General features: G+C 43.6%; 20 protein-coding genes. 4 read left to right on the top strand and 16 right to left on the bottom strand.

Translation table 11 applies throughout. From position 1 onward, the window contains the following. The first annotated feature begins 14 nt into the window (after positions 1-14). Positions 15-416, top strand: coding sequence for a VOC family protein (locus QVE09_RS02470; protein ID WP_289389175.1), 402 nt, complete (start codon positions 15-17; stop codon positions 414-416). A 198-nt stretch (positions 417-614) separates the two neighbouring features. Here the strand turns inward: QVE09_RS02470 and QVE09_RS02465 are convergent, their stop codons facing one another. Continuing rightward, positions 615-1,295, bottom strand: a complete 681-nt coding sequence (locus QVE09_RS02465) for a TetR/AcrR family transcriptional regulator C-terminal domain-containing protein (RefSeq protein ID WP_315935520.1) — start codon at positions 1,293-1,295, stop codon at positions 615-617. A gap of 136 nt (positions 1,296-1,431) precedes the next feature. On the opposite strand from QVE09_RS02465, the gene QVE09_RS02460 reads away from it, so the two are divergent. After that, a complete protein-coding gene (locus QVE09_RS02460) occupies positions 1,432-2,784 on the top strand; it encodes an MATE family efflux transporter (RefSeq protein ID WP_315935519.1) in 1,353 nt (450 codons plus the stop codon). A gap of 111 nt (positions 2,785-2,895) precedes the next feature. Here QVE09_RS02460 and QVE09_RS02455 read toward each other — a convergent pair whose 3' ends face one another. The 9 genes from QVE09_RS02455 to QVE09_RS02415 all read right to left on the bottom strand — a co-directional run bounded on the left by QVE09_RS02455 (position 2,896) and on the right by QVE09_RS02415 (position 14,800). After that, the gene (locus tag QVE09_RS02455; RefSeq protein WP_315935518.1) at positions 2,896-3,912 is read right to left on the bottom strand and encodes an alpha/beta hydrolase family protein; all 1,017 of its coding nucleotides are present in this window, start codon (positions 3,910-3,912) and stop codon (positions 2,896-2,898) included. After that, positions 3,905-4,549: a GNAT family N-acetyltransferase gene (locus tag QVE09_RS02450; RefSeq protein WP_315935517.1), complete on the bottom strand. Its 645-nt coding sequence runs from the start codon at positions 4,547-4,549 to the stop codon at positions 3,905-3,907. The genes QVE09_RS02455 and QVE09_RS02450 overlap by 8 nt, the downstream gene beginning before the upstream one ends. A gap of 12 nt (positions 4,550-4,561) precedes the next feature. Beyond that, entirely contained in the window at positions 4,562-5,326 is a 765-nt protein-coding gene (locus tag QVE09_RS02445) for a MerR family transcriptional regulator (protein ID WP_315935516.1), read from the bottom strand. A 142-nt stretch (positions 5,327-5,468) separates the two neighbouring features. Then, positions 5,469-6,449 (bottom strand): alpha/beta hydrolase, encoded by a 981-nt coding sequence (locus tag QVE09_RS02440; protein ID WP_315935515.1) that lies wholly within the window; start codon positions 6,447-6,449, stop codon positions 5,469-5,471. A 157-nt stretch (positions 6,450-6,606) separates the two neighbouring features. Then, on the bottom strand, positions 6,607-7,905 hold the full coding sequence (locus QVE09_RS02435) for an NCS2 family permease (protein WP_221821210.1): 1,299 nt from the start codon (positions 7,903-7,905) through the stop codon (positions 6,607-6,609). Positions 7,906-8,257: 352 nt separating this feature from the next. Beyond that, positions 8,258-8,386: a DUF6254 family protein gene (locus QVE09_RS02430; protein ID WP_219845137.1), complete on the bottom strand. Its 129-nt coding sequence runs from the start codon at positions 8,384-8,386 to the stop codon at positions 8,258-8,260. Between the two features lie 135 nt (positions 8,387-8,521). After that, a complete protein-coding gene (locus tag QVE09_RS02425; protein ID WP_315935514.1) occupies positions 8,522-12,979 on the bottom strand; it encodes a carbohydrate binding domain-containing protein in 4,458 nt (1,485 codons plus the stop codon). 42 nt (positions 12,980-13,021) lie between these two features. After that, positions 13,022-13,900, bottom strand: a complete 879-nt coding sequence (locus tag QVE09_RS02420; protein ID WP_315935513.1) for a carbohydrate ABC transporter permease — start codon at positions 13,898-13,900, stop codon at positions 13,022-13,024. A gap of 15 nt (positions 13,901-13,915) precedes the next feature. Further along, positions 13,916-14,800, bottom strand: a complete 885-nt coding sequence (locus QVE09_RS02415; protein WP_315936075.1) for an ABC transporter permease — start codon at positions 14,798-14,800, stop codon at positions 13,916-13,918. A 212-nt stretch (positions 14,801-15,012) separates the two neighbouring features. Between QVE09_RS02415 and QVE09_RS02410 the strand changes: the two genes are divergently transcribed. Together QVE09_RS02410 and QVE09_RS02405 are read left to right on the top strand one after the other, a co-directional pair. Next, a complete protein-coding gene (locus QVE09_RS02410; RefSeq protein WP_083669649.1) occupies positions 15,013-16,722 on the top strand; it encodes a sensor histidine kinase in 1,710 nt (569 codons plus the stop codon). 11 nt (positions 16,723-16,733) lie between these two features. Continuing rightward, entirely contained in the window at positions 16,734-18,374 is a 1,641-nt protein-coding gene (locus tag QVE09_RS02405) for a response regulator (protein ID WP_315935512.1), read from the top strand. Positions 18,375-18,536: 162 nt separating this feature from the next. On the opposite strand, the gene QVE09_RS02400 is transcribed toward QVE09_RS02405, so the two are convergent. From QVE09_RS02400 to QVE09_RS02375, 6 genes are all read right to left on the bottom strand, one after another. Next, the gene (locus QVE09_RS02400; protein WP_397387007.1) at positions 18,537-20,183 is read right to left on the bottom strand and encodes an extracellular solute-binding protein; all 1,647 of its coding nucleotides are present in this window, start codon (positions 20,181-20,183) and stop codon (positions 18,537-18,539) included. 227 nt (positions 20,184-20,410) lie between these two features. Then, a complete protein-coding gene (gene bglS / locus QVE09_RS02395) occupies positions 20,411-21,124 on the bottom strand; it encodes a beta-glucanase (protein ID WP_315935510.1) in 714 nt (237 codons plus the stop codon). A 312-nt stretch (positions 21,125-21,436) separates the two neighbouring features. After that, positions 21,437-22,141 carry an ankyrin repeat domain-containing protein gene (locus tag QVE09_RS02390; protein ID WP_315935509.1) on the bottom strand — a complete coding sequence of 235 codons (705 nt, stop codon included), beginning with the start codon at positions 22,139-22,141 and terminating at the stop codon, positions 21,437-21,439. 10 nt (positions 22,142-22,151) lie between these two features. Next, positions 22,152-23,660 (bottom strand): S-layer homology domain-containing protein, encoded by a 1,509-nt coding sequence (locus tag QVE09_RS02385; protein WP_315935508.1) that lies wholly within the window; start codon positions 23,658-23,660, stop codon positions 22,152-22,154. A 119-nt stretch (positions 23,661-23,779) separates the two neighbouring features. Further along, positions 23,780-24,472, bottom strand: a complete 693-nt coding sequence (locus tag QVE09_RS02380) for a response regulator transcription factor (protein WP_047843050.1) — start codon at positions 24,470-24,472, stop codon at positions 23,780-23,782. 6 nt (positions 24,473-24,478) lie between these two features. Beyond that, positions 24,479-25,948, bottom strand: coding sequence for a sensor histidine kinase (locus QVE09_RS02375; protein ID WP_315935507.1), 1,470 nt, complete (start codon positions 25,946-25,948; stop codon positions 24,479-24,481). Positions 25,949-26,007: the final 59 nt, after the last annotated feature.

Below are 26,007 nucleotides of genomic sequence, written 5' to 3'. Positions count from 1 at the left end.
AGGAGGCTACAGCCATGTCACAAAAAATCTGGATGAACCTGCCGGTGAAAGATGTTGTGAAATCCACTACCTTTTTCAATGAGATTGGATTCCATGGGGAGAATGTTGGCAACGAAAGAGCCCAGCTTGTCATAGGCTCAACAACAATTCTGCTGTTTCCGGATGCAACGTTTGAGAAATTTACAGGTGCCAAAACGGCAGATACTTCCCATAGCGCAGAAGTGATATTTTCCATTGGTGCTGACAGCAGAGAAGAAGTTGATGCTTTTATTGAAAAAGTGGAGTTAGCTGGAGGAACCATCTTTGGCAAGCCGGGTGAAATCGACGGCTGGATGTACGGTGCAGGATTTGCCGACCTGGACGGTCACCGCTGGAATCTGCTGTATATGGATGAGAGCAAAATGCCTAAGAACTAATATGAAAACGTCGGTCCTTGTTTAAGGTCACTCGCGCTGAAGCTTCCGATAAAATCATTTTCCTGATCCTCCAACAACAAAGAATGATAAAAACAATCTGTCTAAAATAGTGGCTAGTTGTTTTTATCACTCTTTGTTATTTTACATAATCATTCATCACCCGGTAATCCTCGTTTTTTTCTCCATTTCTTCATACGTCTACTTCTCATGTTCCTTTACCACTTGCTCTATCCCTGACAAAATCAGTTTCAAGCCGAACTCAAAAGCTCCGTCGGTTCCCATCACCTCAAACATACCGCTCTTATACATCCTACTGAAGAGTCCAGCTTCATTCTCACTCATAGAGTCCAGAAGTTGGATCATCTCATCACCCTGAAGTGCTTCCTGATCCTTAAGAACAGCAGAGATATTGCGTTGATGCTGATAATCGTCCAGAACGAAATAGAATACATAGTTTACAAGTGTAAGAACGGCCTGTAATTTCTGCTCTTGCTCTAGTGGCGTTGATTCCATGCAGAGCAACATGCGGTTGGTGAACCGGATCATATCCGGCTCATGGGGTAGCGTCATCATCATGAGCTGTGTAGAGCACGGATATCGACTGAGCACATTCCGTACTGTCACCGCAAGTCCCTCCATCTGTTCCTTCCAGTTCCCTTCAGCGTGAAACTCATCCAGAATAATTTTCGATATCTGACTGGCTAAACGCTGATAGAGTGTCTGCTTGCTCTTAAAGTACCAGTATAGAGACGGAGCCTGAATCCCCAGCTTGTCTGCCAATCGTCTCATACTGAATTTTTCAATGCCCTCTTCCTCCAAAAGCTCCCATGAGGTATCCAAAATCTTATCTTCCGAAATCTGAGGCTGTTGTTTTTTCATCGGTATCCGCCCTTTTATCTAACAGTGTAAGTTTATGCTTTACAGGTCCATAAGTTCATGATAACATCTAACACTGTAAGGTTCAATCTAACGGTGTTAGATTAGATCAATATTAACGAAGAAAGTAGTGACCCACATGGATGCAGAAAACCTCCATTACTTTGAAAAAGCACCAATCGCCAAAGCCGTAGCTCACTTTGCTGTCCCCATGATGCTAGGCACGTCAATGAGTGTCATCTATTCCATTTTGAATGCCTATTTCCTTGGTACACTGGGGAATACAGCAATGTTAACCGCGCTCGCACTAACGTTGCCGTTATTCGCGGTCATTATGGCGCTTGGCAACTTAATTGGTATAGGCAGCGGTACATTCATCTCCCGTTTGCTGGGAGAGAAAAAAGTAGATGATCTGAAGCATGTATCTTCATTTGCCTTTTACAGTAGTTTAGTTCTCGGACTTATTGTGATGGCCGTTGGCCTCCCGCTGATTGAACCAATCGTTCATGGGCTGGGGGCAACGCCAGAGTCCTTCGGATTTACGAAAGAGTATGTCACGATTATGCTAATGGGTTCACCCTTCGTCATCTTATTCTTCACCCTGGAGAATATCGTGCGCTCAGAAGGTTCAGCAATGACTTCTATGACCGGTATGATTCTCAGTGTTGTTATAAATATTATCCTCGATGCGCTATTCATTTTTGTCTTCCATTGGGGCGTGATTGGCGTTGCATCTGCTACCGTCATCTCCAACTTGGTTGCAAGTGCATTTTACGCTTACCATATGAGTTATAAGAGTCAGTTCTTAACCGTCTCCCTGAAATGGTTCAAAGTGACGAAGGACATCCTGAGCAATGTGTTCAAAATCGGTGTTCCCGTCTTTGTTATGAGTGTCTTCTTGGGTGCAATGTCGCTTATTCTTAACCTTTTTCTTGTTGAATATGGAGATCAGGCCGTTGCGGGGTATGGAATCTCATCACGTTTATTGCAATTTCCTGAGTTTATTCTGATGGGTTTGTGCGAGGGAGTTGTGCCGTTGATTGCCTTCTCATTCACAGCGAACAAATTACGCATGAAACAAACCATTGGATTCACGATCAAAGCTATTTTGGGCTTAGCCGTCCTGTTTGGGGTTGTCGTCTATCTGATTTCCGATCACTTAATTGGTTTGTTTACGAATGACCCGCAATTAATTGAAATGGGTAGCTACATTCTCCATGTGACCTTTTTATCCTTGTTTATTACAGGAATGACTTCTTTGTTTATGGGGATCTTCCAAGCAACAGCCCAAGGAACCGCCGCGTTTGTGATGTCCATCATTCAAGGAATTACACTAATTCCTGTATTGTATATCGCTAATCAAATGAACGGCTTTCATGGAGTGATCTGGTCTCTCGTTATTGCGGATGCCGTCGCGTTTCTTGTAGGAGCCGTCATGTTATATGTTTTGCGGACCAAATTGCAGCCGGATCTGGAACATTTGGCACAGTAGTTAACGTATAACACGCAAAAAGGCAGGATAAGGGCGCTCCCTGACCCTGCTCTTTTCATTTCGAAATGACAATTATCTATCTGGTGATACGAAAAGATCGTAAACCGTCTGTTATAAGGAAGAAGTGGTCAACATATGTTCTATTTCATCTATATACCCATCCACTGTAATACTTCTCGGAGCAAACAAAAATCGTAATGTTTGTTTCCATTCCGAGCCTGCAATAGAGGTTGGTAACATCGAATGTTCTGTATTAGAGAAGATTTTCACATGAAGCAAGGAAGATGGCTGAATTCCTTTACGGTATGCTTGTTCTGTATCAACAATGTCCACATTCACATCATCTTCTCCAAGCAGAAGTAATACAGGGGTCTTGAAATAATGCAAGTCCGCCGTGGCGTCTGAAGCAAAATTTTTCCTTATGAAGTTCCAGCGTTCTTTGGAGATCAGATCATCCTCTTTAGCAATCTTGGTATACTCTTCATATGTGCCATGTTTTTTTAAAATCTCTTTGATCTGGTTTTCATAATCGACCTGATTTTGAATCTCCTCGGGGGAATGACCATCCTTCGCCATTTGGCTGCGTGTGTTGTATTCCCCCTGTTCCAACCAGTTTATCGCTGGTGATACCAAGATACTGAAGGCGAGATGTTCTTTGCCAGCAAGCTTAGGAATCACCCAGCCTGCTTGGCTGGCACCCCATACGCCTATTTTGGAATCATCAATGATGGATTGTTCTTTCGCCCATGCAATAGCTTGCTGTGCCTCCACAACACGATCATCCATGCTTTGATCTAGCCAGTTTCCCTCTGATCCCCCGATTCCACGTTTATCTAGCGACAAGGACGCATACCCGATCGATGCCAGTCGCTCCCACAACGGTTTGTATCCTTCACCATGAGTAGAGTCTATCGGACCGTCACCGTGAATAAACAGTACTAAACCCAGCTTGCCTGAATGGTTTCTCGGTACAGTCAGCGTACCTGTTAACTTGCCCTGGGGTGATTGAATTTCAACGGATTGTTCCACCATGTCAAATTCACTTTGAGTGACTATGTACAGTCCTGCACCAACCATCAATAAGATTGCCATAATAATTGTGATGTATCTTTTTCTCCATTTAAACATAAGAATCTCCTTTGTAAATCATGAAATGCCATTGGTTTTCGCCTATTAGCAGGCCGGTCAGAAAGCTGTTTGTACTATACTGCTTGCGAAATTGATAGCGCTCATATAACCGGATTGCTTGATGATTCTGACTTGCCACATGCAAGCTAAGAAATGACATTGATTTGGATTGCAACATATATTTCTGTGCCCATTGAAGCAACTGTGTACCAATTCCCTTGCCTTGGTGTTGTGGATGTACAACCAGATCTTCCACATAACATTCGCCTAATTTAGGAGTATGCTTCAGTAGATGTAGACTGGTGATTAACTGAAGCAGTTTCCAGTTACCAATCCTATTGCACTTACTCCACCAATGGGAGTTGGCATGAACTGTTTTTATTGCTACTCTGTTCCTTGCTTCCTTCCATTTCAAGCACATAGTGCCAACAATCTCCTCATTTTCACGGGCAATGACTCGAAGAGTACTAAGTTCCATGGGCGGATGATTGAGCAACTGTTCAAATACGTAAGCCAGATCAGTTATGGACAATGAAGTGATCTTTTGAAATTTGTGTCCAAAACCATAAGCCATGAGTTCAGCAACAGCTTGATGAAACTGGGGACAAACGGGTTCTATCTGAATGGAAGTTGTCACTGTGTGCCTCCCCTAATCAATCATTTGTAACAATAGCTCGTAATGAAGCTTTTCTGGTGTGAATAAAGATAAATAAGATTTCTCTACCATTATAAGTGGACCGTGATAGGGATAGCCCTGATCTTCTGCGTAAGCATAGAATTCGTTGATATGTTCTTTGAGTTCAGCTTCAATTTGTACATATACATGACGAGAAAGGTATTTTCCTCTAGGCAAAACTAAATCGTTCGCTCCCTCCTTTTGTGTATAAATTCCTACGGTGTCCGTCTCGTCGTACGCATAATGGATGTCGGTTTCAAATAAATTGGGAATGTTTCCCTTATGTTGGGTCAGTTGCCTTGCTTGCAAGTACCCTTGCGCTTCCATATGGAACCACAGTGATAAGTGAATCTCCTCACGAGTAACAATATAATAAGTCACTTGATCCTCAGGCGGAATATGCTCTTTCTCATGCAACAACTTGCTGATAAGTTGTTTTGTTTGCTGAAGCTGATTGATAGCTGCTTCCGTGTCTACCAACGCTTGATGAAATAATGATGTGATTTGATCGCATGTCAGATTACTCAAACATTCCTTGATCATTTGAACAGACAGTCCCATTTTGCGAAGTAACAAAATATGAGATAAACGATAAATTTCATCAACCCCATACATCCTGTATTGGTTTTCTGCTATAAAAGCAGGGTTTAACACCCCTTTTTCTTCGAAGTATCGAATTTGATGTACAGAGACTTTCATCAGCTTTGCCAGCTCGCTAATCGTAATTTCATCACTCAACCAATTCACCACCTTTGCTGTTTTTCATATTACAAGCATAAACCTTAGGTCAGACCTAAGGTCAAGTCTTTATTTTAACCTCTCCTGATAACAAAAAAACCACGGCACCCATTTTGGCACCGCAGTTCAATGATCACTTATACTATTGAATTTGTTTCATGTAAGATTTGAATTCCTCGGCGATTTCTTTGTATTTCGTATGATGCAGGTAATGCGAACCTTCCATTGGGATCATTTTGCCCTGATCCGATTGTTTCACTTGTTCTTCATGCAGCGGAATCCACTGTGGATTATGCTCGTTATTCGATTGTACGAAGAGAAGCATCGGCAGATCACGAGGATAAGTGAGTTTTTCTCCATTTTTGAAATTGGAACCCAGGTGTTTAAGCTCATCTACTAATGTAGGATTCGTCGAGACTTGATTCGAAATTAACTTCATCTGTTCTTTGGTATGTTCATCATAGGCAAGTGATGCATATGAATCACCGCTCACTTTATTGAGCACTCTCATCAGACCTGATTTTTGAAGGAATTTCATTAAGTTCAAAGGTAATTTAACATCCATGCCAGGTTGATTCGGAACACTGCTATCGATCCCGACAAAAGCAGAAACTTCATCCGGATACGTGTTCACATAAGTCGCTGCGTATAGTCCCGTGATGGAATGCCCCATCAGAATGTAACGATTAATACCGAGCTGCTGTACAGCTTCATGAATTTCACTGACGATATTCTCCGTTGTTCTCTCCGTCTCGGTTTCGTCGCTTAATCCATAACCTAAAGGTTCGATTGCCACAACTTTGTAATCAGAGGTTAATTCATCGATTAATAATTTGAAATCTAGAACTGGCGACGTTGTTCCTTGTCCAGGTAGTAGCACAATGGTTTGTTCACCGCTGCCTTGAATGGACACATTCATATTTTTTCCATCAACATTAACATATTGACCATACGATTCAATTTTCTTTTTCTCGATCCCATTACTGATTGTATGAACGACAAACGTGATGCCCATAAATAGCACCAGCGCGCCGACAATACCACCAATTATTTTCAACCATAAATTCCGTTTTTTACGGCCCTTAGTCCCAGTTGTTGTTTCTACTGTTTTTGCCACATCCATCTTCTCCTGTCTTTATATCTGTTGAGCCGCTCTTGCGACATAGGTATAGTGTAACCAGCTAAGATGTACCCTTCGTGACGGGAATATGAACGGAGTATGAACTACTAAAAAAAGAGAGCTGCTTGTTAAAGCAGTTCTCTTTATGATTAGACCATTTTTAGTGGTCCAGGAATACAAGCTGAATGAAGAACAATACTGCAAAAATGTAGAAGATTGGATGAACATCTTTACCTTTACCACGAAGCAGCTTGAGTACGGGATAAAAGATGAAACCTACGCCGATGCCTGTCGCAATACTATGCGTCAATGGAGTAAGGATGATAATCAGAAAGGCAGGAAATGCTTCTTCGAGATCATCCCATTTGATTTTGCTGATAACGTTAATCATAAAGTACCCAACAATAATCAGTGCTGGAGAAGTAATGGCTGGAATGCTTGAAATTACACTTACAATCGGTGTAAAGAATAACGTCAGCGCAAGCAGCACACTTACCGTTACCGCCGTCAGTCCCGTTCTTCCGCCTGCAGCCACCCCTGTGCTGGACTCGATGTAAGCCGATGTTGGACTTGTTCCGAGCAAAGCGCCACTAGTTGTTCCTACGGCATCTGCCAATAATGCGCCACGAGAGCGTGGAAATTTACCATCTTTAAGCAATCCTGCTTGTTCAGCAACACCGAGCATCGTGCCAGTCGTATCAAACAGCGTGATCAGCAGGAATGTAAATATGATCGTGTACAGACCATTGGAGAATACACCTGCCAGATCCAGTTGTAAAGCCGTTGACGTAAGACCTTGCGGCATGGATACAATCGATTCTGGCATTTGGAATAGTCCCATGATCCAGGCAAGTATCGCTGTTACCACCATTCCGATAAACAGGTAACCCTTCACATTATAAGCCATCAGCACAACGGTAATAATCAATCCGATAATGGTCAGATAAGCCATTGGCTCAGCCAAGTTTCCGATCGTAATCAAATTTGATTCTGAATCGGCAATAATCCCGGCATTTTGCAAACCTACCGTTGTAATAAACAATCCGATCCCTGCGGTTATGGCATGTTTTAAGCTAGCAGGAATTGCATCAAGCAACATGTAACGGAATGAAGTCAGTGATAAAATAATAAACAAAATCCCTGCTATAAATACGGCTCCCAGTGCAACCTGCCAAGATACGCCATACCCGGCAACTACACTATAGGCAAAGAATGCATTCAGGCCCATACCCGGTGCAATGACGATTGGATAATTGGACCATATCCCCATAATCAGAGTTCCCACAATACTTGCCAGTACCGTTGCTATGAAAACTCCGTTAAAGTCCATGCCCGTGCTGCTGAGTATTCCTGGGTTTACGATAACTATGTATACCATTGTGAAGAATGTTGTAACCCCTGCGATAATTTCTGTAGGGATGGTCGTGCCTCGTTCTTTAAGTTTGAACCATTTGTCCATGGTAAAGCCAGCCTCCAACTTTCAAATTATACTTCAAAGCTAAAAACAAAAAATCCTAATCTTCATATAGGATTGTATTATTATCGCTCCTATATTCGTCGTTAGGATTTAACAGCTAAGTCTAAACCAAAACTAAGGATACTCATATCTGTTTTAACCTGAAGTCCATTTCGTATTCTAATTAAAATCACATGTAATGTCAACGAATTAACGATTTGTTCACAGTTATTTACGAACTATACAGACGCTATATCTTGTGTTCATTCGTTTTTAGAAAAGAGTATGTACTTATGCTCAATGTCTGCAATACATGAAGAAAGACTGCCAGCAATGTTCACTGACAGTCTCTTGCTTAATTCGTAGTAGGTTTCTCTTCATATTCGCTGGATAATTCTTTAAGCGATTTGATTTTGCCATGGGGATGCTGTTCTTGCTTTCGTGACTTCCAGGCAGCTTCTTTTCTTTTCTTCTGGTCAGCCATAAAAGATATCCTCCTCTGGAAACTGAGATGTATACTACTTCTTTATGATGTCATTCCTGGACAACTTTATTCTGCATGCATAGGTAAAAAGAGAATTAGGCAAGCATATAAGACAAATTATTGAGAATTCAGAAGCTAATTGTTAGGACCCAGATTGATCAAGCTGACCTCGGACAATGAGACGGTTGTGTTGCCATCTTGCACACCGTCAATGTTCCCCAGATCAAATGAGATTCGAGTATTCGCATAGCTGGCTTCTGTTGCATCAAATGTAAACGTGAACTCCTGTTCTTCTGGAGTCAAATCAACTCGTGCCCCAAAGAAACCATGCCATTCGTAGTTGGCAGCTGCGTCGACCCATCCAATCCCCAAACCCAATTTTCGGGACTTCTCGGCTTTGGCTCTAAAAGTGAGCTTATACTTGAAGCCCTTTTGGATGGCAAATCCCTCATTGATCACCTGACGATCCCATGGATTCAGGCCAACATTTCCAATCTGAGCCTGAAGCTGTTGATTACTGACTTGTATGTTCAGATCTGCTGCATTACCATCCGCATGTGTAAACCAACCCTCAGTGCCTTTGGCGAAATCCCCATTGGGAATAAGATTGACATGAGCCGGTTGTCCCCCTTGGTCTGCATTGGGATTAACTTCATATAACTGCACATTACGGATAGAAACCTGATGGTCTCCAGAAGATATGGGATATCCTAGACCGAATGCAAGCACGGCTGTGGAATCCGCTGTGTCTCCCATGGTGAATGTATAAGCATACGACTTTTGATCCGCAGTTAATTCCACTTCTTCTTCAAAATACTTCACAAAATCCCCTGCATTCTGAGAAAGAACCGCTTGCATGGATTTAGGACTTGAAGCAGATGCCTCAAAGGTAAGTCGGTATGATTTATTTGCATCCAGTTCGATCTGACCTTGTTGCAGCAAGGCATCCCACCAATTTTCGCTTGTACCTGGCAAGTTAATCGTCAGGCCTTTGTCTTCGGTAAATGATGATGTGAGATGATTAGGAATCAGCTCCCAATGGTTCAGATCAGCTGTTAGCCCACTGTTCTGAATTTTGTTTTGTGAAATATCCACCCAACGTGTATTATAATTTGCTCCTTCAAAATTCACATAATAGGGTTTGCCTGCTGTTAAGTTGACCCCTGGAAAATACACCGTTTTATATGCTTGCCATCCACCCGTGTCTCCGAGACTCAGGTCTGATTGTGCAACGGTTGTCCCTTGTTCATCCTGAATGCTGAACTGAACCTTGGAATCACTTTTTCCGCTGGCCATTCGGGCAGACAGAACATAATCTCCGTCATGAGCTACATCGATTTTATATTGCAGCAGATCGCCTTGATCCATGTAGCTGACATGTTTTCCTCCTTCTACGGAATCCTCCAGTTGCAACCCCTGCATCATCCAGGCTTCGGTTGCAGGTACATGTGCGTAGCCATTCACTGAGAGAGGTTTTCCACGTTTCGTCAGACGAACATTGTCCACATATACCTTACCTTTAGAACTGCCGAATAACAGTCTTAGCTCGGATTGTGCGATTGATGCTCCATCTCCAATGATGATTTCTCCAGTGAATGTTTTCATTTCTTGGTTCAAGGAGAGGTTTTGTCCTTGATGAACCTGTACTGCATGCCCATTACTACTGACAACATCAATGTCGATGCTTCGCGGTGTGTCTGCCTTGGCATCTAAGGAGAAACCATACGTTGTATTCGCTTCCAGTTTCAAATCCGGTTGGTTTACCGAAACTTGCTGTGGGTCACCATTCGTTTGAGTAACATCAACAACCAGCTGACGCTCCATAATCGGGAATTTCGAAAAGTTATTTACACTTATATTGGCTGCCGCACTGTCCTGAATGCTGCTTGACCAGAATCCCAGACGCTCCTTGCCCTGATCGAATGTGCCATTGTAAATAAAGTTGCCATCAGGTAGCGCATTTCGTTCGACAGTTAACGGATCAGCCTCACCCACCTCGATCAATCTGACATTGGCAAACCATACGGTTGTATCATCCAGCCCCAGATTAAATTCGAATCTGGCATTGTTATCCGATCCATCCCGCATATTGAAGGTATAGTCATAGGATTGCCAATCTGTCGTGAGTGCAAAGGTGTTATCACCCGAATAATTGGTCCAGCTTTTTTCAAATTGGTTCACTTTGGACATGATTGTACGGTTAGCAGATGCTTTCGCATCAAACAGTATCTTGTACTTTTTGTTTTTCTTGATGTACATCGGCATCTGAGTGAGTTGAACCGAGTAGTTTTCAGTACCCGATGAATCAATGGTAACTTCTGCTGCTTTCCCTTTCTGCTCATCCGTTACAACTTTGACACTGCCAGCTCCATCAGCATTTGTGATGAATTTCCACTGAAGAGGAACTCCATTGTCTTCAGACCCTTCCGCAAAACGATCATTGTAGATTTGATTACCGTCGGCTTGTGGTTCCCGCTGTTGTGCAGGCTCGATGGGATTTGTTGTTACATCAGGCCATGTGTCTAGATTTTTGTAAGAATATACACGCACAAAATCAACATTCATCTTTTCAGAAGTGAAATCGCTCTCAGGTGAGCCCGGCCAGTCCCCTCCAACTGCCAGATTCAGAATCAGATAGAACGGACGATCAAATGGTGCAGGAAATGTATAATACTCGGGTTGGCCCGCAGCCTTCGTTTGCCAGTTGGTCACTTCATGGTGCAGCTTACCATCCACATAGAAACGAATCATGCCTGGCAACCATTCCACTTGGAAATCATGGTAATCGTCTGCAAAAGTTTCTCCCTTCGGAAGAGTGAGGCTTCCCTGATCATGTCCATGGGAACCGTCAGGCTTCACACTGTCATAATGCAATGTGCTATATACCTTGTTATTACTCTCTTTGCCACCAATTAGCTCCATAATATCGATTTCTCCAGAGGCAGGCCAGCCTCCATAATGTGCTTCATCTGTTGGCATCATCCATATGGCAGGCCACATGCCTTTTTCAATAGGAAGCTTTGCACGTACAACTACTTTACCGTAGGTCCAGTCGCCTTTTCCCATGGAGATCAGTTTGCCAGAGCTGTAATCTTTACCATTTTTCGGACCCTTTTTTGCTTCAATCTGCAACACGCTTCGATTCTGATCTTTCGTAATGCGAGTGTTATCCGGGCTGTAATATTGCATTTCATTGTTATAAACGAGTCCTGTATCCTGTACGGTCCATTTGGAAGCATCAATCGCAAAACCGTTAAATTCATCATTCCAGACCAGCTCCCATTGATCATGCGGAATCGTTGTTGCTGGAACCGGTTTTTCGCCCGCAGGATTGCTTGGTGTTGATGGTGTAGACGGTGATTGCCCGTCTGGAGAAGATGGTGTAGGTGTGCTTGTCACATTTGTTGAACCGCCAGGCTGCGCTGAAGCAGGTTGTTGGGCTTCACCCACCATGGATGTGCGCAATCCTTGTTTTACTTTCTCTCCGTTGATAACAACATCATCGGCGTCTACACTCAATTTTTGGATTGTACCTTTGGTATCCATTCGGGTCTGACTCGCTTCTGCTTGAATATTCATGGAATCAATCAGGCTGTTTGAAGAGATTTCCAGAATGGATTTTTGCATTACATGCATCTCCTGAATGTTACTTTCTTCCGTAATGGCAACTCTGACGGGTTCCCCACGTTTGTCAACGACTACTCGATTCAGCTTGGAGTTGCTAATGTTAATGGAATGACTGCCGCCGCCTTTAATGATGACACTTCCTGTAACGGTTACGCCCTGAAGCACAACAGAACCCTCGCCAATGCCTTCTGCCAGCAGCAGATTTCCATTGACAATCGTATTCTTTAACGTGATATCCGTTGATTTAATAATCAAGTTGCCATCCACCCGTGACTCATATATACCTGGAGCACTTTTCACATCGGCAATCATCGCCGACAACATTGCTGCCGTCTCTGCTCGTGTAATCGGGGATTTGGGATTTAATTTGCCTTGGGAGCCTTTAAGAATATTTTCGTCTACCATATAGGTAAGCGCTTTCTTTGCATAACTGGAAATATCATCTGCATCCTCAAATTTCAATCGTTCACTACCTTGACTTGTAACAGTTGAAAGTTGAAAAGCTCGATCGACCATAACCGCTGCATCTTGCCGGGTAATCGGTTGCCCCGGTGAGAGATGTTCACGGTCTGTACCTTCGATGATGCCAGAACCATTCGCTCGTACCATCACGTCATAGAACCAGTCATCTGAAGTCATATCCGCATATGAACCTGTCGCCGCATTACTGGTGAAACCAAAGGCCCGATCCAGAATCATGACGAATTCAGCTCGGCTAATGACCTGACTGGGCTTGAATGTACCGTCCGTATAACCTTTCAATAAATTCAAGTCTTGCAACCGAGTAACTGCAGATTGTGACCAATGCCCGGTCAGGTCTGTATAGGGAACAGAGAAGTGCAGGCTTTTCGCCTGCACATTTTCTACCTCCGCTTGACCCTGTACACTTTCTGCTCCAGCAGTTGCTGGATAAACGAGAGAAGCCATTAAACTCCATGCCACCATACATGCCAGTCCTTTTCTCATCCTTCTTCCTCCCTCAGCTCAGTTATCCTTGCATTGCATAGCCTATTCCTTGACTGCTCCAATAACGATCCCCTTAACGAAGAAACGTTGTAAAAACGGGTATACCATCAGGATCGGAAGCGCGCCGATAAAGATCTGTGCTGCGCGTACGGTTCGCTGCGAGATATTCTCCAACAGGGAAGGATCGACGTTGATTTTGCTGAGATCTTGCTGAACGATAATGGTCTGTAATAGAGAAGCAAGCGGATAATTTTTAATATCAGACATATAGATCATGCCGTCGAACCAGGAGTTCCACTGATACACCATCGTAAATAAGGACAAGGTCGCGATCGCTGGAAGCGACAGTGGTACGTAGACCAGAATCAACGTTTTGATATGACCTGCTCCATCCAAATAGGCTGCTTCTTCAAGTTCTTTGGGCAGACCGCGGAAGAAGTTCATCATGAGAATAACGTTCCACACGGACAGTGCTCCAGGCAGAATGAGTGCCCAGATGGTATTCATCAAGCCAAGCTTCTGGATCAGAATGTAACTTGGAATCAAACCGCCACTGAACAATATGGTGAAAACGAAGAACCATGTATACAACGAACGACCTTTAAAACTGATATCTTCTTTCGATAACGGAAATGCGGTAATGAGCATAATGACCATACCGATGATCGTCGCAATTACGGTCCGTTTAAGTGATACGATCAAGGAGTTGATGAAGTTTGAATTCCCGAATGTTTTCACATATGCGTCGGTTGTGAACCCGATGGGCCAGAAGGTAACCAGGTTTGATGATGCTGGCGCCATACTGCTGAATGAAACAGCCAATATATGAATAATTGGTAAAATGCAGAGTATCGATAATATCCCAAGAAAAGTATAGTTAGCGATGCTGAATATGCGGTATCCTTTTGTTTTATAATACAAGCCCTTTTCTCCTCTCTAGAAAACTCGATAATTAGCCAGTTTGTAAGCCATTCTGTACGATATAACAATCAAAATGGTAGCTACCACTGATTTGAATAACCCCACTGCTGTGGCAAAACTCATCTTCCCGTTCAGAATCCCGAGTCGATATACAAAGGTGTCAATGATGTCGCCTTTGTCATACACAAGCGGATTGTACAAGTTGAACACCTGATCAAAACCGGCGTTCAGGATATTGCCGATAGAGAGTGTCATCAGTACGATTGTAATCGGCATTAATGCCGGAATCGTAATGTGCAGCGTCTGTTTAAATCGGTTGGCCCCATCCACCTCGGCAGCCTCGTAGAGTGCAGGATTAATTCCTGAGAGAGAAGCCAGAAATACGATCGTACCAAAACCAAATTCTTTCCACACATCACTGAGGATCAGCGTTATTCGGAACCATGTACCGTCTCCCAGGAAGAAGATCGGTTCTCCTCCGAATGCTACGATAAGTTGGTTGACCATCCCGCCCTGTGGAGACAGAATATCGAGCAGAATCCCCCCGAGAATAACCCATGATAGGAAATGCGGTAGATACACAAGCGTTTGACTCACTCTCTTGAATGCCGTCAAGCGTACTTCATTGAGCAAAATGGCAAACAGGAATGGAGCGAACAGACCTGCGATGATTTTGAAAAATGCAATGACCAGCGTATTCCAGATCACCTGACCTACGTCCGGATATAAAAATAAATATCGAAAATTGTCCCAACCCACCCATTTGGATTCAGAAAATCCCAAGTATGGCTTAAAATCCTGAAAAGCAATTACAATGCCGCCCATCGGTATGTACTGAAACACCAGTGCCAGCAATACAGCTGGAATGAGCATCATATGCAAGGTCCAATTCCGTTGCATATTCCAGCGCTGTTTAACCCTGGTGGAGCGCCGTTTATGCGGCGTTTCTAACGTATGTTCCTTCACTCCTGCATCCCCCATGTTCTAAATTTTGTATTTTACAAGTCATCGTGAACTTGTATATTAAAATTATAGCAATGGAAATTTGTGATCTATATCCTAATATTGCAACAACGATATCAATATTTTAATAAGATTAAGGAGGTTGAACTTTGTTTACACGCTTGAATGTCTTTACCAAAATTACACTGTTGTTTGTGATGCTGCTTATTCTGGTGCTGTTTCTCTATACATACTCGAACCGAGAAAGCGTGCGTGTTATCGAACACGAGATTCAGAACAATACGATGAATCATCTCTCAACATTTGCTGACTCAGTAGAATCCAACATTTACCAATTGTCATTGTATGGGATGTCTATCGGACAAGATTCGAGTATTCAGGAATATCAACGCCCCGACTACAAGGACATTCCCTATGAACGTGTGAAAGTTGGAAGCGCCATTCTGGAAAAGATGAATCTGTACAACGCAGCAAGCAAATGGCATTCGACCATCACACTATACTTCCCAAGGATGCAAAAAGTGATATCAACGGACTATTATGCTTACATTCCGTACAGGGATGATGAATTTAAGGAACCCCTCTCGCAGTCCTGGACCTATGCTGATAATCAGTTTATCTGGTACACTACTGATCCAACGACAGCGATGGCGAGACCTGGCAAAGCCAGATTGATTACCAAAATCAGTTTCCCAGTTCATCACTTGACTGCACTCCTTAATCAAAACAAGTTAAATAATAAAGGTGACCCATTCATGTTCCATCCCGATTATGGATTAATCAGCAATAGTTCTGGAAAGGAAACCTTGAACGCCATCCTGCCTTCCCTGAAAGAAGCGAAGTTGCAGGCCAGCGGTGGATTCAGTACAACGTTGAACAAAACGGAATATTACGTCTCCTACATTCAATCCAAGAGTCTCGGCTGGTATTATGTTGACTATGTGCCTATGCAGCAAATTTTGAAACCGATTACGAGCAGCCGAAATCTGTTTTACGCTTCAATTGCTGTTCTAATCGTGATGAGCGTTGTTGTATTATATACACTCTACCGAAGTGTGCAGCTTCCACTCTTACAGTTGGTGAAAGGGACGAATCGCTTGTCCACCGGGGACTTTTCCGTTCGGCTTCATCATTCTGCACGCAATGAGTTCAGCCTGTTATTTGCACGTTTCAACATCATGGCTCAACGAATTCAGGAATTAATCGAGAATGTATATGAGGAGAAATTACGAAGTCGGGAAGCCACGCTCAAACAGTTGCAGTCGCAGATTAATCCGCATTTTCTATATAACTGCCTGTTCTATATCAAGAACATGGCCCGAATGAAAAATGAAAAGGCCGTGGTAGCCATGGCACTGAATCTGGGGGAGTATTACCGATACATAACCAGGTCCGAAAAGGATCAAGCCACGCTTCGTGAAGAGCTGACGATGGTCAAAAATTATTTGGAAATCCAGTCACTTCGTCTGGAACGAATGCATTTTACAATCGACGTGCCCCATGATATTTTAGATAAAACAGTTCCCAGACTTACCCTCCAGCCTATTATTGAGAACGCTATTATTCATGGTCTGGAGCCCAAATCGGTAGATGGTGAGATTAAAATCTATGCGGACTGCGAGGATGATGTGTACACGATTATCGTGGAGGACAGCGGGCTCGGCATGTCTGAGAAACAGCTTGATCATCTGAGAGATAATCTTCTTAAACCGCTGGATGAGAATATGGGATGTGGTACATGGAATGTCCATCAGCGTTTGTCCTTTCTGTACGGTGAAGGATCTGGACTATCTTATGATCATTCTTCAATGGGTGGTATTAAAGTTAACATCACATGGCACGACAATACAGACAAGTAGGTGAACGACCCATGCTGCAAATATTACTAGTGGACGATGAACGTTCCGTCGTGGAAACGCTGGCAGAGACCATTCCGTGGGAAAGTTGTGGAATCGGTACAGTTCATGAAGCCTTATCCGGTGCAGTAGCTCTGGAAATTATGGACAACCACGACATTGACATTGTTATCACGGATATACGTATGCCCGAAATGTCAGGCATTGCACTGATTACAGCGATTCATGAAAAGTGGCCTCATGTGCAGACAATTCTGTTATCAGGTCACGCCGACTTTGAATATGCCAAACAGGCCATTGCGCAGGAAAGCTTCGATTACTTGCTGAAACCTGTTAGCGATGAAGATCTGATCGAATCCGTGCAACGTCTTGTTCATCGAATTAAAGAGAAGTGGGAAACGGCAGCATCTCATCAAAGAGCTTTACACGCTTTTCAGGATCATCTGCCATTGCTTCAATCCACGATGCTGCACGAGTTGCTGACTGGAAAAGTCTATGATCAGAAGACACTGGCAGACAAGCTTGATCTGCTGGAACTTCCCTACTCCGTAGGAGAGGATCTCGGTATGCTGATTATCCGTATGGAGAAACATCTATCCGATATGGCACACGGCGACCTGGCCCTAATGGAATATGCGATATGTAATATCATAAGTGAAGTGATGCATAATCATTTTCATATCTGGCACACACGAGACGTTCATGATTACATTGTTGTTCTGGTTAGCAAGAAACATTCAACCACGATGAGTTACAGCAGGAGTGAGACGTCTCAGACATTGCTTGAGCAGTATGCTGCTCAAATTCAAACTAATGTTCAGTTATACTTAAAGGGTGCGATCTCAATCTCCGTCTCTAACTGGGGGAAGTTCCCCCACGAAATAGGAGAACTCTATGAGCGAGCGGTCATGTCCATGCGTAAACGGATGGGTCAGGTGCAAGGTTTGTTTGTCACTGCTTCCGATGAAACGGATGCCAATCCTCTACATACGATCAGGTCGCTTTATCAGCCACCAACGTTGATTAGCCTGCTCGAAGCTGGTCGCTTTGAGGATGTGGAACAGAAAATCGAACACATATTTGAGGAACTGCTGCATTCCAATGAACATCATGATATTGCGGAGTCAACCTTTGAGGTGTATTTTGCTATTGCGGGTGCGTTTGCGTACATCATTCATAAAAATGGCAAACAAATCTCTTCTTTGATTCCAGCAGAGTCCTATCGATACTTTCAAGCTCCCAGCTATTCTACTGCACAGCAATTGCAGGACTGGTCCATACGTACGCTTTATTACATACGAGATGATGCCGAACAAGAGCTTAAAGACAATCACAGCACCATTGTACGCAGCGTGAAAAGTTTCGTCGACCTTCATCTGGCTGGAGATGTATCGCTACCTGCCATTGCCGACCATGTGCATCTGCATCCAGTGTACTTGTCCAAGGTATACAAAGCGGAGACCGGTGAAGCACTTACTGCCTATGTGTACCGATTGAGAATGGAGAAAGCAGCCTATCATTTACGAACATCAACCGCCAAAGTGTTTGAGATTGCAGAACTTGTCGGTTACAACAATACCGCATATTTCATTCGAGTTTTCAAGAAATTTTATGATCTTACACCGCAGGAATATCGGGAAAATCTACCTGTTTAAGGGGGGCCAGAGCAGACTTAACGTTCTAGTAAGCTCCACGTTTTTCCCATTTTTCATATTGCATAGCAAAAGGCATGGCCGGAGTTGATCTCCTGCAATGCCTTTTTGGTGCTTATGGGGCCCGCGATGCATCGAAGTAATGTTCGCGCCTCTCCCCTCGTACTATTTTCCGCTTTTCACGGAATCATACCACTCGTTAACTTCTTTCGTAATCTGATCTCCGCCTGAAGATTTCCATTTCTCAACAAATGAATCGAACGCATCAACAGAGGTTTTGCCATATACAATTTGAGAGAATGTATCTTTCTCCATCTTCGTCAAAATGTCATTGTTCATCTGCATCGTCATTGAAGGTGCACCAGTAAACATCTGATTGAACACGATATCTTTTTGATCCAAAACAATCTTGGCTGCATCAAGCATAGGTACGGGTACACCTGATTTGATTTTCTTCTCAAACGGTGTAGTTGCTTCTTCACCGCTCGCGAGCTTGGCAAGTGTTGTCATGCTTAGATTGGGAATACGTGCTCCATCAAACGTTAAGGTGTACTTCTCTGGAGCATAACCACCCGTAAGACTTGCATCAGTTGATGGTTTCCCATCGACCATTACCCAATCGTACCCTTCGGCAAATCCATGTTCGAACTCATCGCCTTCTTTAGGATTTGCATAGTGATCAAAGAGATAGTTCTGATAGGTGAAAAAGGCTTCTGGATTTTTCATGTCTTTGTTAATCAGAATTACGCCATTTCCATTCGACGTACCATGTCTTCCCGCTTGACCGTTTGGACCGGAAGGAATCGGATAGGCTTTGTATTCAGCCTCAGGATTGTTCTTCTTCACATCCTCCAACGGCCAGGATGGCATCCAGTGAGGACCTACCACAATCCCTGCTTTTCCAGCAGTAAATTCTTCAGCAGCTTTCGTCTCGTCATACACGCCAGCTTCTTCCGGGATATACCCTTTGCTCATCCAGCTCTGTAATTTGGCCAAAGCCTGTTTCGCACCAGGTGTAACGGAACCGTATTCAAGTTTTCCGTCTGCCGTCAGATTCCATTGGTTTGGCATTGTACCATAAGCGCCAAATACCCATCCAGCTTCTGACATCCATGTGTTCAGCCAGTTTTTGAAGCCAATGGTCAGTCCATAGGTGTCCTGCTTCCCATTGCCATCCGGATCTTGATTCGTAAACGTTTCCATAATGACTTCAAGATCATCTATCGTTTTAGGTGCTTCCAGATTGAATTTCTTCATCCAGTCTTCACGGATCCACATGACAGGATCACCATTATAGGAATAGTCCAGAATCGGAATACCGATCTTTTTGCCATCTTGCATGTATGGATACCATACGGAAGGATCTTCGTTTACGGCTGCTTTCCATGTGTCGCTGGCATATTTGTCAAACAACTCGCCCGCATCGACAAATTTTCCAGACTCAATCAATTCACGCACCAGATTGAATTCGCCGCGATACGAAATAATGTCTGGCATGTCTGCATTAGAAGCCAGTGACAGGCGCAGTTTCGTCTCAAATGCATTATTGGTAGAAGGAGATATCCACTGGTTTTTCAACTCAATCCCGAGTTTCTCCTTAGCCCATTTGGTATGGACGTTGTTATCCTGATCCTCGCCTGGCTTAAACTTCACGTCTGGACCCCATGGTCGTAAATACGTAATGGATACTGGTGGATCATACTTCCCATTTTTGAGCTCCAACGTTGTCGCTGGTGTACTCGATTCTGTTTTCTTGTCGCTCCCGTTACTACACCCACTCAAGGCTGCAGATAGGGCCAATACACCGATCATGACCAAACTGCCTACTCTTCTCTTTTTACTTGTGTCCAACTTCGTTCCCCCAGTCTATGTAATGTTGCTTACAGGTTAATCATAATGAATGTTTGATATTTATGCCCATACTAATATTGCAACATTTATTGCATTAATTTAGGATATTGGATATTGAATACATATATTGAATAAATACAATACCAAAATATAGAAAAAAGCAGCCGCTAACGGCTGCTTCAGTCTGCTTAATTACTCGTATATTTAACCCAATCGTACTCTGCATAGAGCGGATTGGCACCGTTATAAGGACCGAGCCAGCTATCTACTCCTGTTCCATTCCAGAGGTTCATCATGATTTTTCCGGGTGTTGAAGGAATATTGCTGGTTGCCGTATGCTTCAGTACACCATCAACATACCATTTGATATGTCCCGGCTGCCAGTCAAATGCGTACGTATGGAAACCTTGGGATGCATCAAAACCTAGATTGATAATCTTCTCATGATTACCAACCCCATTGGTGTAATAATTAAACTGCACTTTGGTTGTGTCTTTTCCTAAAAATTCGATATCAATCTCATCCCATTGGGTGCCATGTGCGGGCCCTGTGTATGTGAAAAAAGACGAAACTATACCTGTGTTCTTGGCGGGTTTCATACTGACTTCATACAAGCCGTACCCATACGTATTCGTGGAACGGTACTCTCCACAATCATACTTGTTATTCGCAGAGCTGGTCAAACCAAGCTTAAGCTTACCATCACTTGTGAAATTAACATTGTTAGCCCTCCACGTACAGTTAAACATGCTCCCATTGGAATACCCATCCGCTTTTTGCCACGTACTTGCGTTAAAATAGGTTAGAGGTTCCCAGAACACATAACCCGCGAAAGCGCTTACTGAAAAAAACAAAGAGATGACACCTGTTACCGCCAAAGTATACCAAGACTTCCTCTTCATCATACACCTCCATGAATGATTCCAACATGTACAAGCGGCACAATAATAGATAGCGCTTACATGGTTGGTATTTCCATTTTATCTGGAAGTATAGTGGTAAACTATAGCAAACTTTAAAGCAGAGATATTCATTTTTAAAGATTCTCGTTCTTGTATCTAATCATGTCATGCTAAGACTATGCCAGTTTCATAAACGTAAGATTGATTGAATGAAACGCCCTCCCTTCAGCATAGAAGGAATCAGGCGCTCCATGAAAACCATTTATACATATATCTCAACAATTTTGTTTGTTTATTTACCCTAAAAGTGTTCTATTTCGCACCAGCCCGTATCAAAATGTCTTCAATTTCCTTAAAGCCTTTATTCTTCGCATGACTGAGCGGTGATACCCCATCACGATCCGATATGTTTACGTCCGCTCCATGGTCAATGAGTAATTGTATCGTCTCCTGCTGCTGAGCATTGCCATCGTTAAGAATGATCGCTTCGAGTAGCGCTGTCCATCCCAATTGATTCACATGGTCCACATCCACCGAAGTTTGAGTCAGGAGTTCTCGCACTACATCTACATATCCATGCTCCGAAGCTGGAATAAGTGCTGTCCCTCCATATCGATTCGTTATCGCTGGGTCCGCTCCCGCCTCGATTGTCAGCTTCAAAATATCCAAGTATCCTTCAGCCCCAGCATACAGAAACGGAGTATTTTTCATATCGTCCTGTATATTCACATCTGCCCCCGCTTCAATTAACACTTTAGCCGATGTTGAATCATTATTGTAGGTTGCAATCATTGTAGCGGTTCGTCCACTCTGATCTTGAGCATTGATATTGGCACCTGCTTGAATCATTTGTTCGATGCGTTCAGTATCACTGTCCTCTACTGCCTTGAACAGCTGTTCATCTGCTGAAGTCATGGCCTTTTCCTCCACGTTAGAGTCGTTTCTCATTTCAGGCACGCAGCCCTGGACGATTAACATACTGCTTATCAGGACAACGATGATCAGCGATTTACTCATACTGCCTCCTTTACTCCAGTGTCAAGGTGACCGAAGAAGCGATACTCCAATCCCCAACTGGGTTTATTGTATACGTAGTACCCGGAGTCAACTTTCCATCATTCGTTAGGTCGAATACACCCGTCGCACCTTTGCGACTTGAATATTTATAAGTGGCCGTCAAAACATCCCCGCTAGGTGAAGTTAACGTTACACTTCGACCAGAGAACAATTCATCTCCAGGATCCTGGTCAAGCGTAACTTCAATGGAGGTTTCGCTCACGGCTTGAGCACTTGCAACCACTAGTGCATCAAACGATTTCGCTGTAAATGAAGCATTTTCTAGGTTCGCCCAATCCGAAGTAACCGTATATGTGACACCTGATTTCAGCGTTTGACCCTCAGGCAAACGGAACTTCGGTTCTTGTTTACCATCTGTGGACTGCGTGAACGGAACATATCTGGCAACGATAGGCTCGCCACCTTCTGGCGTAATTACAACTTGTCTTGCCTGCATGGAAGAGATGATCTGAACCGTTTTGCCTCCTGCTTGCTCTTGATCATTCAGCACGAATGCATTAGCTCCTCGACCACCGCTGTATGCCGAAATAATGTAACCGTAATCCACTACACCGTTCACTTGCAGTGCTTCAATCTCGAATGTATCATTCGTTACTTGACTAGCCGTTGTCATGTTTATTTTCGTGGCACTGCCTTCAAAGGAACCAGCGTCTTGGCCTTTGTAAGTCAGGTTGTACACTTCACCAGCATCTTGTACGGACGTTGGAACGATGTAAGTCGCAATTGACCCTGTTTTCAAACGGGGCATATTGGTCAACGTAAGCTCACCACTAAACGCAAAGTCCGTTTGTGCCTTGGCAAAAACCTCATCCGCTGCTGTCAACGGCTTGTCAAAAGTTACAATTAACGTAATGGCATTCAAAGATCTAACGCTCTTGATTTGAGCTTGCTCCGAAGGAATAGCTTGGTGTGCGGTTTGCAACAGCACTGCTGCTTCGCCGCGCGTTGCTGTACCGTTCTCGGAGTAGAACTCGCTCATCCAATGGTGAACGGACTTTACATCACGTTGCATCGCTTTGGATACGACCTGTTCGAGTTCAGCATCCGACACTTGAGTTTGCGGATTGAATTGTCCATCATTCGTCTGCATGATGCCGAGTTCAACAAATTTTGATGCATAAGGTGCGTACCACGCGTTCGGATTCACGTCCGTCAATTCTACGATTTCTCCTGTCTTGCTCTCCAAATTAAACGTTTTGAAAACCAATGAAGCTAACTCCGCACGGGTAATTGCTCGATGTTCACCCATGGATTGATCTGCATACCCGTTCATGATCCCCAAGCTATTCAGATCCTTGATAGCAGCTTCAATCTGTTGTTGCGTAAGCTGTGTGGTTGTTGCCGCAATGTTAGTAACGTATGTAGCTGCATGTACTTGATTCGCAGTTAACGGGAACACTGCTGTACCTAATGCAGTTATGGTTAGAAATGTAGCGATTTTGCGGGTTGTAGAATTCATGGTTGAATTCCTCCTCTATAGGTTGTAGTTGCCTGTATCTATAGAATAGAGGACAAAAAGAAACTCCCAAGGATAAAGTTATTAACAAAATATAAACTGGTTCTAAATTTTCACGAAACTTATGCAGTAAACCGGTAGCCTGCGCCCCAGACGGTTTCAATATACTCCGGATTTTTGGGGTCTGTCTCCAGCTTCCCGCGCAGTTTGCGAATATGGACGGTAACTGTTGCAATGTCTCCGGTGGAATCCATGCCCCAGATGCGCTCAAACAGATCTGATTTGCTGAATACACGATTGGGATGACTCGCAAGAAATACAAGTAGCTCGAACTCCTTCGTTGTAATCGCCACCTCTTCTCCATTAACAAAAACACGGCGTGATCCTTTATCAATGTGAAGCCCGCGAATGTGGATTTCATCCTGCTCAGCTGGTTTGTTTTTGCCAAGTAGTCTCTCGTATCGGGTCAAATGAGCCTTTGCTCGTGCAACCAACTCACTTGGGCTGAACGGTTTTGTAATAAAATCATCCACTCCCAGATTAAATGTCCGGATCTTATCGATTTCTTCCTTTTTCGCGGAAACGACAAGGATGGGCACCTCTTTTACCTCGCGAATACGCCTGCAACATTCGAAGCCGTCGAGTCCCGGAAGCATCAGATCAACAATGATCAGATTATAGTCCCCCTCCAATGCCTGCTTCAGACCTTCATCTCCAGTATGGCAGAGATCCACGGAAAATCCGTTGAGCTCAAAATAATCCCGTTCCAGTTCCGCAATCGTTGTTTCATCTTCAATGATCAAAATGTTTGCCATTACTCATTAGTTCCTCTCTTCATTCAGCCGTTTCAGCTTGATATATATGCTCGTGCCATCATTGGGCTGGCTTTCAGCCCAGATGAAGCCCCCATGTCCATCAATGATTTGGCGGGCAATTGCTAGCCCGAGCCCACTTCCGCCCGTTGAGGAATTCCGGGATTGTTCTGCACGATAGAAGCGTTCAAATATATAAGGCAGTGCCTCTTCAGGTATTCCCCTGCCATTATCTTTAAATGCCATCGTAATCCATTTCTCATCAGCTTGAAGTGTAATCTCGAATCGTTTGTGTTCATTCTCCATGTATTTGAGTGCATTATCCACTACATTAACAACGGTACGTTTTAACTTCTCCGGATCCACAGCAGCCATAGCGGGACCAGACACCTGGTTATTCCAATCCAGTGCAACACCTTTATCCTCCAGATCATATCTCAGCTCTTCGATGCTATCTTCAAGGAAATCAGCGAGATCAACTGTTTTGAACAGGAAAGGCTCTTGGTTCAAGTCGAGCTTGGAATACAAAAACAGTTCATCCACCAGCTTATCCATGCTAACTGCTTTGGAGTGAATGATATTAACATAACTCTCCATTTTCTCCGGAGTATTAGCCACGCCGTCACGAATACCCTCAATGTAACCTTTGATATTGGTAATCGGCGTACGGAGATCATGCGAAATGTTGGAGATGAGCTCTTTGCGGTTCACTTCGTCCTGCTGACGTAACGCATAAGAGCGCTGTAGTTGATTCCGCATGCTCTCAAACGCTTCGCTGAGTTGACCAACCTCGTCATTGGAGTTTAGCTGAAGTTTAAAGGATAGATTGCCATCCTTAATATGTTCGGCTGAACTTCGTAGTTGATTCAAAGGTTTAATGAAGCTGCGCGTGATCCAGCGGAACAAGAGCATATTTGCAATGATGAGGACGCCAATAAGCAGAAATGACATCACAGGCAGCAACTTGCGAGTAAGCTCCGCAAAGGGGCTTCTCTCACGAATGACAAAGATACTCCCCCGTTCCCCGTCTGAATATTGAAAATCAAATTTTGCATACGCGTAAAATCGCTCACCAATATTGAAGGTGCTCCGAATCTGATAATTGTTAAGATCATAGGCAGGCAGTGCTTGCTTCAGTTCCGGCTGGTTGAAGGTCAGTGATTCGAAGATCTGGCTATTCTCTCGTCTGATGTAGAGCCCTGACTTCTCAGCTCGAAGCTTCATGTCATATTCACGCAGCAAAACCTTGTTCTGCAGGTCGTCCGGGTCATTTTTGGCCAGAAACTTCATCTCTTGAAAGATCGATTCTCCCTGTTCAGTCAGGGGGTTGATCTGATAATGTACCTTGTATATATCACGGAAACTCTGTAGATCCCCTGTGGCTGCAATCGTATATAGGCTTGCCGTAAGCAGGATGAACAGTAAACTTATAACGAGCATGCCCGTGAAGGACAGTAGCATTTTTATTCGAATGGACATGGGTTCCCCTTCTTAAGTAAGCAATTGGATTAGTTAGTGCACATGTTAACACAAGATGG

It is taken from the genome of Paenibacillus sp. ClWae2A, assembly GCF_032452295.1.
Lineage (GTDB): Bacteria > Bacillota > Bacilli > Paenibacillales > Paenibacillaceae > Paenibacillus.
The sequence above is the reverse complement of the archived record's forward strand: the minus strand, read 5'-3'. Positions and strand labels throughout refer to the sequence as shown.